The 16284-nt window shown below is 38.9% G+C and carries 12 protein-coding genes; 1 reads left to right on the top strand and 11 read right to left on the bottom strand.

The features are described from left to right. Positions 1–341: 341 nt before the first annotated feature. The 6 genes from I6F54_RS12020 to I6F54_RS12045 all read right to left on the bottom strand — a co-directional run bounded on the left by I6F54_RS12020 (position 342) and on the right by I6F54_RS12045 (position 8394). On the bottom strand, positions 342–3023 hold the full coding sequence (locus I6F54_RS12020) for a DUF349 domain-containing protein (protein WP_197141534.1): 2682 nt from the start codon (positions 3021–3023) through the stop codon (positions 342–344). Then, on the bottom strand, positions 3013–3294 hold the full coding sequence (locus tag I6F54_RS12025; RefSeq protein ID WP_007378333.1) for a YeaC family protein: 282 nt from the start codon (positions 3292–3294) through the stop codon (positions 3013–3015). The genes I6F54_RS12020 and I6F54_RS12025 overlap by 11 nt, the downstream gene beginning before the upstream one ends. Before the next feature lies 1 nt (position 3295). After that, positions 3296–3622: a hypothetical protein gene (locus I6F54_RS12030; protein ID WP_024593065.1), complete on the bottom strand. Its 327-nt coding sequence runs from the start codon at positions 3620–3622 to the stop codon at positions 3296–3298. Positions 3623–3761: 139 nt separating this feature from the next. After that, complete coding sequence (locus tag I6F54_RS12035) at positions 3762–5264, bottom strand: alanine/glycine:cation symporter family protein (RefSeq protein WP_197119429.1); 1503 nt, start codon at positions 5262–5264, stop codon at positions 3762–3764. Between the two features lie 376 nt (positions 5265–5640). After that, complete coding sequence (locus I6F54_RS12040) at positions 5641–6768, bottom strand: M14 family metallopeptidase (RefSeq protein WP_197141536.1); 1128 nt, start codon at positions 6766–6768, stop codon at positions 5641–5643. A gap of 183 nt (positions 6769–6951) precedes the next feature. Beyond that, positions 6952–8394 (bottom strand): glyceraldehyde-3-phosphate dehydrogenase, encoded by a 1443-nt coding sequence (locus I6F54_RS12045; RefSeq protein WP_007580346.1) that lies wholly within the window; start codon positions 8392–8394, stop codon positions 6952–6954. A gap of 174 nt (positions 8395–8568) precedes the next feature. On the opposite strand from I6F54_RS12045, the gene I6F54_RS12050 reads away from it, so the two are divergent. Continuing rightward, positions 8569–9369, top strand: a complete 801-nt coding sequence (locus I6F54_RS12050; RefSeq protein ID WP_024593069.1) for a DUF2989 domain-containing protein — start codon at positions 8569–8571, stop codon at positions 9367–9369. A gap of 239 nt (positions 9370–9608) precedes the next feature. Here the strand turns inward: I6F54_RS12050 and ihfA are convergent, their stop codons facing one another. The 5 genes from ihfA to I6F54_RS12075 form a co-directional block, all read right to left on the bottom strand. After that, positions 9609–9908 carry an integration host factor subunit alpha gene (gene ihfA, locus I6F54_RS12055; protein ID WP_002960690.1) on the bottom strand — a complete coding sequence of 100 codons (300 nt, stop codon included), beginning with the start codon at positions 9906–9908 and terminating at the stop codon, positions 9609–9611. Positions 9909–9910: 2 nt separating this feature from the next. Beyond that, positions 9911–12298, bottom strand: a complete 2388-nt coding sequence (gene pheT, locus I6F54_RS12060; RefSeq protein ID WP_024593070.1) for a phenylalanine--tRNA ligase subunit beta — start codon at positions 12296–12298, stop codon at positions 9911–9913. Between the two features lie 15 nt (positions 12299–12313). Next, a complete protein-coding gene (gene pheS, locus I6F54_RS12065) occupies positions 12314–13294 on the bottom strand; it encodes a phenylalanine--tRNA ligase subunit alpha (RefSeq protein WP_002960692.1) in 981 nt (326 codons plus the stop codon). A 345-nt stretch (positions 13295–13639) separates the two neighbouring features. Next, entirely contained in the window at positions 13640–14350 is a 711-nt protein-coding gene (gene hda / locus I6F54_RS12070) for a DnaA regulatory inactivator Hda (protein ID WP_007580342.1), read from the bottom strand. Beyond that, a complete protein-coding gene (locus I6F54_RS12075) occupies positions 14350–15405 on the bottom strand; it encodes a DUF2066 domain-containing protein (protein WP_024593071.1) in 1056 nt (351 codons plus the stop codon). Before I6F54_RS12075 ends, hda begins: the two co-directional genes overlap by 1 nt. Positions 15406–16284: the final 879 nt, after the last annotated feature.

Raw genomic sequence — 16284 nt, forward strand, 5'->3', positions numbered from 1 at the left:
ATGCTTATAAAAAAGCCGCTATTAAAGCGGCTTATTAAAATACTAACCAGCATATATTACGCTGGTTCTAGGGCGTGTTGACCTTTGTGGATTGAAATTTGTTCAATCTAGGGTCGATTTAATCGCGGCGTGAGATTTGTAACCTAGCGGGCTAAGTCAAAACCGAGCAACAAAGAGTTAATCGTCCCTAGAGAGAACCCAAAGGGCAGCGCATGTTTGGCATTTATGCTGCGTTATCGCCTATTTATGGGGAATAACCACACTACATAGACTCTGCCTTACCTAAATACCAAACAGTCTGCTGCAAATTCAACCACGAAAGATCAACACGCCCTAGTGTATTAAGCTGCAAGTATCGCTTTAAGTCGCATTAGTGTGTCAGGTTCAACTGAACCGCCACTGAGCGCTAGTAACTGTTTTAAATAATAATTTAAATCAGCATGTTCACCACGATGCTTGTCATCTAGCATGGCTACTTGTTCTGCCATTCTAAGTGACTTATCAGTTGAGCTTACGTTCGCTAGTATTTCCATGCGCGTAATAAGCTGTTCAGTATTTAATGTTGTTTTAAGCGGTGCTTGGTACTGACTTGGTAACGCTTCATTGTTCTCAAGTGCTGTAATTAGTGCATCTAAATTAGCTTGCTCTGATTTGCTTGTAAGCAATGCAAGTTTATCTTCAATGGCCGCTAGTAGCTTAGTCACTTTTGGTGCTAACGATCTAAACTGTGCATACCCTTTCACTTTTGTTTCTAGGTCGTGCAACTGTGCTCTTTGATTTACATCGCTAAGTGCTGCTTCAAGCTCAGCAAGTTCTGCAACGGCTTGCTTATCTGACTCGTTTTGCTCAAGTTTTTGCTGTTCAAACTCACTACTACGCTTAGTAAATGTTTCATCGTTAAATTGACGAAATTTTTGCCATAACGCATTTTCAGCTTTCAAACCTGCAAAACCAATGGTTTGCCATTGTTGCTGCATTTGCTTCAACTCTTGGCATGCAGCGGCTAAATCATCACTTTGTGACAACTGCTCTGCTTTTTCTACTAACTCATTTTTAAGTGCAGCATTACTTTTATGAAATGCGTTTAATAAAGCCAGTACTTGCTGTTGCTCATTTTTATAACGATCATTTAATGTACGGTATGTTTTAGGATCAACTTTACCTACACTGCGCCAAGCTTTGTTCAAACGATTGTATTGGCTTTCATATTGCTTCCAATCAAAATCATCCTCAGCAGTAGGCTGTAAATGAAGTGCATGCATATCGCTAATAATACTTTCGCGTTGTGCTTTTGAGGCTTCGCGTTGTACTTCTTGCTCTGCGAAGTAACTACGACAAGGTGCAAATAACAGCTCGATTTTTTCATCAAACTGAATGCCTTGTTGCTTCTCTTCGTCTGTATCTAAACGACCTAACTCATTCCAACGTTTACGTAACGCTTTTACCTGCTCAGCACGTTGTTGTGGGTCTGTACACTCTTCGCTTACTAATGCGCTTACTTCTTCTAATAAGGCTTCACGCTTTGGTGCAGCAGCGTATTTTTGCCAATCTTTAGCATCTGCAAGTTGCGCTTCAAGCTCTGCTTTTATGTTTACAAGCGGCTGTTGGTATTGTTCAGTAAGGGTATTAAATAATTCTTCAAACCCTTTAAATACGCCAAAAGCAACGTTAAAACGGCCTTCTTCAATTAGGCGTTTAACATCACGTGCTTTGCGTTTTGCTTGGCTTTGGTTTTTTTCAAGCGGCTTAACTAGCTCATTCATTGGTGCTAAAAATTGCTTTTTATGGGCGTTTAACTGTGTTTTAAACGTACTTTGCAGTGCACCATCTAAAATATTTAAATGATTACGCGCTGCTTTAAAGCCATTGTTAAACTCAGTTAAAGTAGCATCGTACTGCGTTAAGTCTTCTGCTGGTTTAATTTCACACAATGCTGTAAAAGCGAGCTTGTACTCTTTAATAGCAGCTGTTAGCTCAGGTAGCTTAGCAACTTGAGTAAATAACTTTTCTAACTTACTTACAGCAAGTTTTGATTGCGTGTTATTAGCAAGCTCTGTTTCGCTAATAGCGTGCTTAGCTTGCGCTACTTTTGCATCAAGCCAATCTTGTTGAATTTGCTCTGGTGTTTCAAGACCAAGTTGTAAGGCATTTTCAATTTCTTCGCTTAACGCTTCAAGCGTTGCAAGTGCTAATAATTGGCGCTGTTGTTGCGCTAATTGTTGCTGCTCTTTATCGTGTACCGCTTGTAGCTGTTCAATGTGTGCATTTAACTTAGTGGTAATCGAAGTATATTTTTCATCAAGCAACTTAACACGGTCATCACTTAACCATTTAAGCTCAAGTGCTTGCCATTGAGCCATTAGCTCGCCTGCTTGTGGATTAACAACACCAAAGTCTGTTTTTTCACGCAAGGCATTTAACTTCGCTAAAATAATACGTGTTGCACCCTCTACTTCAAGTGGCTTTTCTATTGCTAGACGTTCATTTTCAATATGCGTTTCAAGTGCTGCTTTTGCTCCACCCTTCGCATGTTTTACTAATGGCTTAATTAATTGATGAGTAATAACAAGTTCAACTAATTGAGTTTGTAGCTCTTCGCTACCTTCTTTAAATGCTTTTTCTACTAGTTTTGGATTTGCTAAACGTTTTAATAATTTAACGCGTACTTGCAGCTCTTTTTCTGCAAACGCTAACTTTTCTAGTGTTTTTACTGGCGCAAAGCGCTCAATATATTCATTTTTAATTTGCGGTGTTAGTGCACTTTCGCTATTTAAAACAGCATTTGATATTTGCAGCTCTGCTATATCTTTTAATGCCTGATCTTGTTTATACGCTTTCCACCAAAGTGGTAAATCGTTTACTTTTTGTAGTGCTTTGCGGCGTATTTCAGCTGAGCTATCTTCAAGTGCTAACGTGTTTAATATGGTTGCATCACGTTCAATGTCTAATTTTTCGATAGCATCAAGACGTACTTGTTGCTTAGGGTGTTTCCACTTCGGTGTAAAAAGGTGCTTAAAGATCATGTTCACTAAACCTAGCTATTTCGTTGTCTGATTTGAATTCTTTTTGTAGTTGAGCTTTTGTCTTTTGGATCATTTCACCATTAGCACCAATCGTAAATTGCTCATTAGATTGAGCCACCTTTGCTTGATACAACATAACCAACTGCACTGTTTGTTGCTTTTGCTCATCTGATAAAACGGTGCCGTCTGGCCATTTGCCAGTAGAAGCACCGTATTGCAAGCGTTCGAATAATTCGGGAGTAATATTTTGTACAAGATTGTCGATATTCATGTCATTTTTTCTTTTTTAGAGTCACTAAAATAATACGGTTTATAATATACCAAATACAACCTACGCCAATTGCGGCAGTATAAGCATACCACTGAAGCGTTTCTTCTTGCGGTTGTAAAAAGTACAAACAGAAAAAACCACCTAAAAATAAGATAAGCGCCAAAAAGGAGTGATTTAGAAACATCTGCTTTTTTTTAATTCGCTGTTCGCGTTGGAGCTGTAAAACTTGCTCGTCGTTTAGCTCTGCAATGTTACTTTCGCAATGCGGACATTGTTTATGTTTATCTGAAATTGATTTTGCACATTTTGGGCAACGAATAATCGCCATACTTCTCTCCATACTACGCATAAAAAAAGCGCCTTTCGGCGCCTTTATTGTACTTGTTTTATTTCTCGTTGTCTTTTTTGAATTTAAACCAATAAGTGATTTAGAAACGATAAACATCCAAGTTACTCACTAAGTTTAATTACTCAGCGTCTTTTGACTGTTTTGCTAGGCGTTTTTCCCAAAAAGTGGCATTTTTAATACCCAATTTAACTGGGTCAAATATGATTTTTCCGCCCTTTTTCTTCTGTTCTTCATAATCACTTAAACATAATAAAGCAGGCTTAGCTACGAAGAAAATAGCTAAAATACCTAATATGTTAATCCAAGCCATTAAGCCAACGCCAATATCACCAATAGTCCAAATATAACCTGAATTGTTGACCATGCCGTATGCAACCATAAACATAATCACAAATTTCACGATAACAAGCGGGATACTGCCTTTAAAGTAACGATTTAAGTAAGCAATATTAGTTTCTGCAATAAAGTAATAAGCAAGTATTGTAGTAAAGGCAAAGAAGAACAATGCAATACCCACAAATGCTTGTCCAAAACTGCCAAATACACTAAATAAAGCCATTTGAGTAAAGGCTGCTGAGCCTACTTCAGTGGCTGCATCGACATTTTGTACAATAAACTGCCCTGCTGGTAACTCACCCACAACATTGTATTGCTGCGTTATTAAAATCATCAACGCTGTTGCTGTACACACAAAGATGGTATCAACATAAACAGAGAAAGCTTGTACTAACCCCTGTTGAGCAGGATGGTCTACTTCTGCAGCAGCTGCTGCATGAGGCCCAGTACCTTGGCCTGCTTCATTAGAATATATACCACGTTTGACGCCCCAACCAATAGCAGCACCAAAACCGGCCTGCGCAGTAAATGCATCACTAATAATTAGATAAAATATATCGCCCACTTTATCTAAGTTTAAAAATACAACGATTAGTGCCAATACTATGTAACCAAGCGCCATAAATGGCACTACTATTTGCGTAAAATTCGCAATACGCTTTATACCGCCAAAAATAATAAATGCTAAAACAATAAGTATAATTGCCAGTGCAACTAACTTAAAGCTACCTACGTCACCAAAGCTAGTAGTGACCATATTGCCATCGCCAAACACTTGGGTAAACGCATTACCTACCGCATTTGCTTGTACGCCTGGCAGAAAAACACCACAGGCAATAATTGCCGAAACAGCAAATAAAACAGCTAACCATTTTTGCCCTAAACAACGGTCAAAATAATATGCTGGCCCGCCACGATATTGCCCGTTTTCTTCTGTTTTATAAATTTGGCCTAAAGTAGATTCTGCGTATGCGGTACTTGCTCCTAGAAAAGCAACAACCCACATCCAAAAAATAGCACCTGGACCACCAAAACCGATAGCTGCTGCAACACCTGCGATATTACCTACACCTACTCGTCCAGATAACGATACTGCAAGGGCTTGAAAAGATGAGATACCTTTATCTGACGTGTTAGGACTAAATAATAGTTTACACATTTCTTTAAAATGTCTAACTTGAGCAAATCGAGTTAACACTGAATAAAACAAGCCTGCGCCTAGGCATAAATAGATGAGTGCATTACTCCAAACAACATCATTAACAGCGCTTACAAAAGCTTCCATGGATATCCTCTATAGTTATATTTATTATTTTTAATTACGAGACTCAGCTTTAGCTACTACGCAACATAAGTTTCACGAAATAAGGTTTTACCTTTCCCGTCCCGACTCATTATTTAATTAATCTTAACTTAAGTACCCCAACCTTGTTAACACTTAATTTTCAAAATATCTAATTACGTAGCTATTGTAATGCACCACGTCAGTTGTATTTAAATGAAAGTAGATTGATTTGTACCGATACGGTGATGATACGCCGCGAAGAAACGTTAAAAACGTTTTGAAATGAAGTTGCTATATGATTATTATTTTTTGTAAAAGGGGGTTTACTAAAAGTAAAAAGGGCATCAAAACTATTGATACCCTTCAAATAAACGTTTTATCTTAAATTATCAACAACATTAACAATAGCCGCTAATGTATCTTGACCAAACTGATATGAACGACGGTCAGACCAGCCGTAATCTGGATCTGGTAAATCGTTGTTATCTTTAAATGGCATTTCAATTGTGTACGTTAATGCTTTAAATTCTTCAGCTGTAGCTGATGAGCCTACTGTAAGGTTAGCTTGGCCGGGCTCATCTTTTGGATAGCCATGTTCATCTTGAAACTCTGGAGTAATAGTTAAAAGCGCTGCTTTAAAGCTATCTTCTAGGCCTTTAAGGCGTGCATCGTAACTTGGAATACCTTCACTGCCTGCAATAAAGTTATACGGGATAGCTTCATCACCGTGTATATCAAGGTGCATATCTAGGCCAGCTTCACGCATTTTATTAAGTACTAAGTAAACTTCAGGGCTATTTTCCATGCTTGGTGTTTGCCATTCACGATTTAAGTTAACACCTTTAGCATTAGTACGCAGATGTCCGCGTGCGCTGCCGTCAGGGTTCATATTTGGTACAACGTAAAATACTGCTTTAGATAATAGTGCAGCTGCATGTGGGTCTTCGTCATCAAGTAATTTGTGCAATAGCCCTTCTACATACCACTGCGCCATTGTTTCACCTGGATGTTGACGTGCTGTGATCCAGATGTTTTTCTTATCTTCACTTGGCTCACCAATTTTAAGCACACTCATATCGCGGCCATCTAGTGTTTCACCGAGCGTTATTAGTTGGCAAGCGCCTTGGCTTTGTGCCCAAGACAATAAATCTAAATGACGGTCGTAACTGTATGGTGCAAAGTAAGCAAAATATACGCTGCCGCACTCTGGTTCAATTTCAAAGCTTAATGTGCCATTTTCATAGTTTGATGGTACACGAAACCATGTTTGACGGTCATATGATGCAACGGCTTGATACCCTTCCCAACCATCTGGGTAAGCTGATTTATCAAGCTCATTAATATTTAACTTATGCAATTGGTAAGGTGTTGTTTCAAGACGAAAGTGAAACCACTGATAAAATTCAGACTGGTGATCTTTATTAATTTCTAATTGAATATTTAAAGGATCGGTGGCTTCAATAACTTTGATATTACCACTGTCGAAATTGCTGCTGATTTTCATGAAAAAACCTTTAGGTTGAATAAGTTTATCTGCTTATTAATTCACAGAACTGACATTATTTTGTAAATAGTAAAACGAATGTGCATTTTCTTAATTAAAGCCTATCACAAGGCATACGCTTTAAAAATAATACACGACCAAAAAAGCCAGCAACATGCTGGCTTTTAAGTCACTGCAAATAAATTAGCGAGGTAAGCTTGGGAATGACACTTCGGCCATATCGCGCATACAACGAACTACTTGGCAGCTGTAACCAAACTCATTGTCGTACCATACATATAAAACAATACGGTTATCTTCAACAATCGTTGCTTGTGAATCAACAACACCTGCGTAACGGCTACCGACTAAATCGGTAGAAACAATTTCCGTTGATGCTGTGTAATCAATTTGGTCACGTAAGTCTGAATGAAGTGCAGTATCGCGTAAAAATGCGTTTAGCTCTTCAACTGATGTGCTTGTTGCTAAGTTAAGGTTCAAAATAGCTAGCGACACATTAGGTGTAGGTACGCGGATTGCGTTACCTGTTAATTTGCCTTCAAGCTCTGGTAATGCTTTTGAAACCGCTTTTGCAGCCCCTGTCTCAGTAATTACCATGTTAAGTGCTGCGGCACGGCCACGGCGCTCTGCTTTGTGGTAGTTATCAATAAGGTTTTGATCGTTCGTGTACGAGTGTACAGTTTCAACATGGCCATTATTAATACCAAACTTATCGTTTAGTGCTTTAAGCGTTGGTGTAATTGCATTGGTTGTACAGCTTGCTGCACAAACAATTTTATCTTCGGGTAAAATATCTTTGTTATTAACACCATATACGATGTTTTTGATATTACCTTTTGCAGGAGCTGTTAATAATACTTTTGCAGCGCCCTTACACTCTAGATGCTGGCCAAGGCCCGCTTCGTCTTTCCAAATACCGGTGTTATCAACAATTAATGCATTGTCGATACCGTATTGAGTGTAATCAATTTCGCTAGGAGAGTTGGCGTAAATAACCTGAATGTAGCTACCGTTGGCTTTAATTGCGTTACGTTCTTTATCAATAGTGATTGAGCCATTGAATGGACCGTGAATTGAATCACGACGCAGTAAGCTTGCACGCTTTTCAAGATCACCATCTTTACCGCCACGCACAACAATAGCGCGCAAACGTAAATCTGAATATGGACCTGATTTTTCAATTAATAAACGCGCTAGTAAACGACCAATACGACCAAAACCATACAATACAACATCGCGTGGTTCTTTCGCTGGTAAGTCAGCTATTTCTGCAAGTTCATCTTTTACAAATTCTTCTACTGAGCGGCCTTTTGCAGCTTCAGTGAACAAATAACTATATGCAAGCTTACCAATATCAATACGTGCAGAGTTTAATTCCATTTTGCTGATAGCTTCTAAAAATGGGAAGCTTTCACGCAAACGTAATTTAGTGCCTTCAAACTGAGCAACGGTTTTGTGAGATTTGATAATATCTATAGTACTGGCATTTACGAGAGGACGGCCATATACAGCGATTTCAATACCACGATTACGGTAAAGTTTACCAATGATTGGTTGCATGCTTTCTGCGTAATCTTGGCGCTCTTGCCAACTATTTGTGTATTCTAACTCGTGAGATGAGGTCATTTTATTTACCTAAGTTTATCATTTTGAACGGATAGCCTTTAAAAATGCACTATATTTTGAGAGTAATGCACTTCAGGCTGGGCTATTCTAATTTAATCTGAAGTTATTCTCTACTGTTAGGCGTTAAATGATTGCGTTAGAATAACAAGGTAGATATTCATTTGGGGTTAAGGGATGCTTAAAAAAGCAAGTGTACTATTGGGTTTGCTAACGTTGACAGGGTGTGAAGAGCCCTTGACACTCGCACAAGTGTGCAAAGAAACACCTGGCTTTTGTAGCGACTTAAACAAAGACAGTCACTGCAAGGATGAGCGTTCTGATGTAATTATCAAACGTTACATAGAATACAAAGACCCTACTGATGAAAATAAATACCAATTACTCAAAGACTTTGAATCCTATAACCAATGTATAACTGTGGCTGCCAAAATTGAACATATTAAGTTAAAAGCTAAAAAAACGTCACGTATTGACGGTCAATTAACGAGCATTAAAGAAATGACTCGGTTATATCAAGATACCCAGAATACGAACCATCCAGGTTTGCTCTACTACCAATGGTCACGAAATAATAACCAAAACGCACTGACTAAATTATTGGCGATAGAAAATGACAAAAGTGTAACGCAAAGTGCCGAAATGCAATTTTTTTTAGCATCGTACTATATTAAGTTCGACGATGAAAAAACCATCGATTTGCTTTATAAAACTTTAGAACTCAATAAAAAAGACAACGTACCGAATCCTGAAGTGTATACATCACTTATTAGTCTTTTTTATAAACATGATAAATTTAAGCATGCATATATATTTTCTAAAGTAGCGCAAATGTCGGGGATTGAAAATATTGACGTGTTTGAAATTGAGCAGCAATTAATAACGAATGGTAAAAGCTTAGACAGCCTAGATGTACTTGCAGAGCAAACATTTCAGCAAATAATGGCAGGTGATTTTGTATCTCCTCGAGAGTTTTAATTTATAATCGCAAAAATAACCTAATACCAATCTGTTTATATATGGGGTCTATTTAACGTTAAGGAAATTACGCTAGAACTAGGCAAAAATTTTTGTATCTAGTTGTTCTAAATAAAACGTTTTTAACGACGTTGTAGTGCAATTTAATTCGTTAAATTGATCAAAGATTTATGCAGGTTGGTATAATTTAATAACTAGGTTATTCAGGCAAATAAAAAGGCAGCTTACGCTGCCTTTTTTTATTTTGCTTTGCTTGTGCCCACTTCTACGCGGGTTTTAAGCTTTTGACCTGGTCGAAAAGTCACCACGCGACGTGCCGAAATAGGAATATCTTCGCCTGTTTTCGGGTTGCGGCCTGGTCTTTCTTTTTTGTCTCGAAGATCAAAGTTACCAAATCCAGAGAGCTTAACCTGCTCGCCTTTTTCTAGCGCTGAGCGGATTTCTTCAAAAAACGCTTCAACTAAATCTTTGGCATCTTTTTTATTGATCCCGAGCTTTTCAAATAGGTGTTCAGCTATGTCGGCTTTAGTAAGCGCCATATCTAGTCCCTCAACGATGCATTAAACTGTTCGGCCAATTCGGCCACCACGTTATCAACTACTAGATTGATATCTTTCTCTTCGAGTGTTCTATCAACCGCTTGCAGTGTTAGAGCAATCGCCAAACTCTTATAATTTGGCTCAATACCTTTGCCCTTATACACATCGAATAAGTTTAGGTCAACCAATTGATTTCCGCCAACTTTTTCGATCACGCTTAAAATGTCGCCAGATTTAACGCTGTCTGCCACTAAAATCGCGATGTCGCGGCGATTTGAAGGGAATTTAGACACCCCTTCTGCTTGCGGTAAATTTCTTTTTTCTATTGCTGACATTTCAATTTCAAAAACAAAAGTTGCGTTGTTGATATCTAACGACTTTTGAGCTTGAGGATGTAAAGCACCAAAAAAACCAACCTTTTTGCCATCAACATATATTACAGCTGATTGACCAGGGTGAAGTCCATCTGACTGCTCGGCTTTAATTTCAAAGCGAGTAACGTCATTAGTAATTGCAAGTAAGGCTTCAACATCACCTTTTAGGTCGTAAAAATCAACGTTACGTTTTTCTTCAACCCAATGTTCACCATTTACAAGACCCGTAATAACGCCGCCAATAACCGGTACTTGGTAAACACCATTTTCTGCACTTTCGTCGCTTATAAATTTAAGACCATGTTCGAATAAACGAATACGAGGCTGTTGGCGATTTTGGTTATACGCTACAGACGCTAATAAACCCGGCATTAAACTTACACGCATCGCTGACATTTCAATTGAAATAGGGTGCGGTAATACCATTGCTTTACACTCTGGGTGTAAAATAGCTTGTGCTTTAGGGTCTACAAAGCTATATGTAATTGCTTCTTGGTAACCACGAGTCACTAACGTATTGCGGAACTTGCTAAGCGCAATAGTTGCTTCGTTATGTGTCGTCATTTTAAGTTTTGCAGTTGGTGCAACATTAGGAATGCTGTTGTAGCCGTAAACACGTGCTACTTCTTCAATTAAATCTTCTTCGATGCGAATATCAAAACGGTAGCTTGGTACGTCCGCACTCCAGCTTTCATTTTCTACTTTAACATCAAGACCTAAACGCATAAGAATATCTGTTACTTTAGCATCATCAATATGATGACCAATAACACGGTCTAAACGTGCACGACGAAGACGTACTTCAGTCACTTTTGGTAGTTTGTCAGCCGCAACAGCTTCAACTACTGGGCCTGCTTGACCACCTACAATCTCAAGTAGAAGTGCTGTTGCACGTTCCATTGCATCATGTTGTAGAGCAAAATCAACACCGCGTTCATAACGGTGTGAAGCATCAGTGTGTAAACCGTAGCTACGTGCTTGCCCTGCAATTGCTACAGGATTAAAAAATGCGCTTTCAAGTAATATATCAGATGTTTTATCTGTAACACCTGATTGCTCACCACCAAAAATACCTGCAATTGCAAGTGCTTTGTTATGATCGGCTATCACAAGTGTTGTGTCGTTTAATTTAGCGGTGTTACCGTCTAATAAAACAAGTTCTTCACCTGCGTTTGCACTACGTACTTTAATACCACCTTCAATCGCATTTAAATCAAACGCGTGCATTGGGTGACCAAGTTCAAGTAATACATAGTTAGTAACATCAACTACTGGGTCGATTGAACGTACGCCACTGCGACGTAATTTTTCAACCATCCAAAGTGGTGTTTCTGCATCAAGGTTAATGCCCTTTATCACACGACCAAGGTAACGAGGACATGCATCTTCATTAACTAGCTCAATTGATACTTTGTCATCAATTGTTGGAGTAACAGCTGGAATATCTAATACGTTTACGTCAATACTATTTAAAACGCCTACTTCGCGTGCTAGACCTTTTATACCTAAGCAGTCACCACGGTTTGGTGTTAAATCAACATCTATAATATTATCATCAAGACCTAGGTAGTCACGTAAATCAGTGCCTACTGGTGCATCGCTTGGCAATTCCATAATGCCGTCGCCTTCTTCGCTAATACCTAGCTCAACAAAAGCACATAGCATTCCGTTTGAAGGTTGGCCGCGTAGTTTGGCTTTTTTAATTTTAAAGTCACCAGGCAGTACAGCGCCCACAGTTGCAACAGCAACTTTAATACCTAAACGACAATTTGGTGCACCACACACGATATCAAGTAGCTCATCGCCACCTACGTTAATTTTGGTAACACGCAGTTTATCTGCATCTGGGTGTTGTCCACATTCAACAACTTCACCTACAACTACGCCATTAAATTTGGCAGCAGCAGGCTCAACGCCATCAACTTCTAGACCAGCCATTGAAAGCTGTTCCGAAAGAGCTTGCGTATCAATAGCAGGATTAACCCACTCTCTTAACCACTTTTCACTAAATTTCATTTTATTGTTTCACTCTTAACGGAACTGGTTCAGGAATTTTAAGTCATTTTCGAAAAATGCACGCAAATCGTTTACGCCATAGCGCAACATAGTTAAACGCTCTACACCCATACCAAAAGCAAAGCCGGTGTATTTTTCTGGGTCAATGCCCACAGACTTAAGTACATTTGGATGTACCATGCCGCAGCCTAGTACTTCTAACCACTTACCGTCTTTACCCATAACATCTACTTCAGCCGAAGGTTCTGTAAACGGGAAGAATGAAGGACGGAAACGAATTTCCATATCTTCTTCAAAAAAGTTACGTAAAAAATCATGCAAAATACCTTTTAGCTCAGTAAAGCTAACATCGGTATCAACCATTAAACCTTCAACCTGATGGAACATAGGTGTATGTGTCTGGTCGTAATCGTTACGGTATACACGTCCAGGTGAAATAATGCGCAGTGGTGGCTGCTCAGTTTCCATAGTACGAATTTGCACGCCACTTGTTTGAGTACGTAGTACTAACTTAGGATTGAAATAAAAGGTATCATGATCAGCACGTGCTGGATGGTGCTCTGGAATATTTAGCGCATCAAAGTTATGAAAATCGTCTTCGATTTCTGGACCAGATTTAACTTCAAAACCTAACTCACCGAAAAAGCTTTCTATGCGCTCAATAGTGCGCGTAACTGGGTGTAAACCGCCAGTAGGCATAACACGCCCTGGTAGAGTTACATCTATAGTTTCAGCAGCTAGTTTTTCTTCAAGTGCTTTACTTGCTAGCAACTCACGCTTTTCGTTGATAGCAGCTTGTACATCTTGTTTAGCTTGGTTTATAACTTGGCCTGCTTCTTTACGTTCTTCAGGTGCTATTTTACCTAACGTTTTAAGTAAGCTAGTGATTTCGCCTTTTTTACCAAGGTAATTAACCCTGATATCTTCTAACTGCGCTATTTCACTGGCACTGGCTACCGCCTCAAGTGCTTGCGCTAATATGTTTTCTAAGTTCATTCGATACCTGACCTTTCACAGAAGGTGATTGCTTAAGAGCGTGTTGGCCTTTCAAGATTGCTTTACAACAGTGTGGTTGGTTATTAAATAAGGTTAAGCATTGGACTGTAGTTTCCTACATAAGTGATGCAATAACGCTAAATAAAGACCAAACACATGCAGTTTGAAGTGTTTATCTCGGAGGCTACTTTCTTTGTTGTTCGGGTTTCGCATATAAATACTACGCTAAAGTCCTCACGACGCGATTAAAGCACTCTTAAGTTAAACAAATTCCAATCAGGAAAGGTAAACACGCTCTGATAATAGCTTATGATAACTGAAAGAAGGGTCTAGATTCTAGACCTACTACAGCTTTAACGTTGATTTTATAAAAGGAATAGTTAATTTTCGCTGTGCTGCCATAGATGCATGATCTAATTTGTCGAGTACATCTAATAAAGCACGCATATCACGGCTTAAACGGGTTAGTAAAAAGCGTGCACACTCATCACTTAATTCAAGGCCGCGCATATGAGCGCGCTTAACAAGTGCTTGTGCTTTATCATCATCACTCATAGAACGAATTTGAAAGGTTGTTCCCCACGTTAAGCGAGACTCTAAGTCAGGCAGCGAGATATTAAGCATGCTAGGAAGTAAATCGGCAGTTACTACTAACATTTTTCCGGGTTCGTTAAACCGGTTAAAAAAGTTGAATAGTGCTTTTTCCCATGCATCATTGCCTGCAACTAAATGCACGTCATCAATACATAGAACATCAAGCGCTTCTAAACCGTCTAATACCATAGGTCCAAAGTCAATTACTTCGCGCATAGACAGCAGCATATTAGATAAGCCACGCTCTTGTGCTTTAATGCAGGTTGCATACAAAAGGTGAGACTTACCCGAATCACCTAACCCACATAAATAAGTATACTGAAACTTTTTAGCTAACTTCGAAAAGCTATCTTTTAAATGGTTAACCTCTAACGAATCTTCCCCACCAAAGTACGATGCAAATGTTTCGTCATCCGGCAAGGTAACCGGTAATGCCATTTGCATCGGCTCAGAAGTTAGCATTATGGTGTTATCCATTGATACTCTAAGCTATTTTTATCAACAACATGATAAAAAGCGCGTGGATCCTCATAATCTTTAAATGAGGAGTCTAACCCTAACCCTTTTTTAAGATCGCTTAGGTTACCAGTGTGGTTTAGTTTAAATTCTACAAATTCTGGTGTTTTACGAACAATTTTAACTTGCGTAACAACGCTTAAGTTCAATAATCTTTGTTTTGCTAATTCAACATCAACAAAACTTTGCGTGCCTTTTAATGTTAGCGTGGCCGCGGCTTGTTCATAATAAGCATTTGGATCAATAGCGTACTCGCTTGCAAGGCCTCGAGCTAAGGTATCAATCATTTGACTCACTATTTGCTGCTTATCGCCCGTTAATCTATTTGAATCAAATTGATCATCATTAGTAAAACGCCAATCTAAAATCCAATTTTCGCTATCCGCTTCTTTATACATTCTTGCTGTAATACTTCGCTCAGCACTGTATCGTCTAGAGGCCTCTTCTACTGGTTCTGAAAAGTTACCCCATACCTCAGGAATACCTACTAAACGTCTATCTTGTAAATCAAGTAATGGCACAACGACAGGCAGACCACGGCGTCCTGCTTTGTCATAAATTAACTGCTCTAATTGCGGGTAACTTTCTTGTGTTACTAATTCTCTGCGCCAATTGTCTTCAATACCTAACCATATTGCGACTAATGGGCGTTGTACTCCCCATAAAGGTAAGTTTAACTCTTTGATTAGCGCGTTGATCTTTCGAGCTTCAAATTTAACAACGAGTTTCAATTGTCCATTTGCTCTCTCGTCATATTCAAACTTAAGCATATAATCAGAAATATCTTTAGTACGTTGCTGCGCTAATTTATTTTGATCCGCAGTTTCATCACCACTTACTTTCACTAAAACATTGAGCAAAGCTTTACGACTCGCAGCTAATCGAGTGTCTCGTGTTTTGTCATCCACTTTTAAAATATCTTGATATAGATCAGCTACTTCAACTGCCGACACAGAAAAACAAAATAAAATGGATATGGCGCTAATTAATAATCTATACACAGGCTGTTAGTTCTTGGTTTTAAACTGATTTGATCCTAAATCAAAGACAGTAACAAAGCAAAATTAAATTTGTTATCTAAGGAAATGAGAGTAATTAGCTTTTATAGAAAGTAAAAAAGATTAAATATGAATTAAGATAGTTAAATAAGTAGTACGCTATTCACCTACGTTTAACCTTACTACACTTTTCAAAAACGAGAACCTTTCGGGTTTAGTTTCATCATGAAGGTATTTAATGCAATTACTCGATGATGTTATGGCATTGATTGTTCGTTATTGGTTCACATTTTACTTTCTGCAGACGTAAAGAGCCCGAACTTTTAGATGTTGGCTCTCTACAATTTGAAGCTTGTATAATGTCATAGTGCCCACAGCGGTGGAGAGTCATAGTGAAAATGCTGCGCATTCATTGCTGAGCGGAGATTTTTCATGATTTTAGCGTCGGGAGTCGCTGCGCTCGCCCGACCTACGTGATAGGTGTTGATGTAGTGTGTGTTAATTGTGCGCATTTCACTTTTCTGCAGACGTAAAAAAGCCCGAACCGTTAGATCCGGGCTTTCTACAATGTGAAGCTTGTGTAATGTCATAGTGCCCACAGCGGTGGAGAGTCACGTAGTAAATGCTACTGTATTGGCCGACTGAGATATTGAGGGATTTTGTTGTGATTCTAGCGTCGGGAGTCGCTGCGCTCGCCCGCCCTACGTGATGGGTGTTGATGTGAGTGTGTATTAATTGCACGTATTTTACTTTTCTGCAGACGTAAAAAAGCCCGAATCGTTAGATTCGGGCTTTCTACAATTTGAAGCCTGGTAATGTCCTACTTTCACATAGCAAATGCTACACTATCATCGGCGCTGTTTCGTTTCACTACTGAGTTCG

This window comes from Pseudoalteromonas sp. SWXJZ10B, assembly GCF_015864475.1.
In the GTDB taxonomy this organism is placed as follows: Bacteria; Pseudomonadota; Gammaproteobacteria; order Enterobacterales; family Alteromonadaceae; genus Pseudoalteromonas; species Pseudoalteromonas arctica.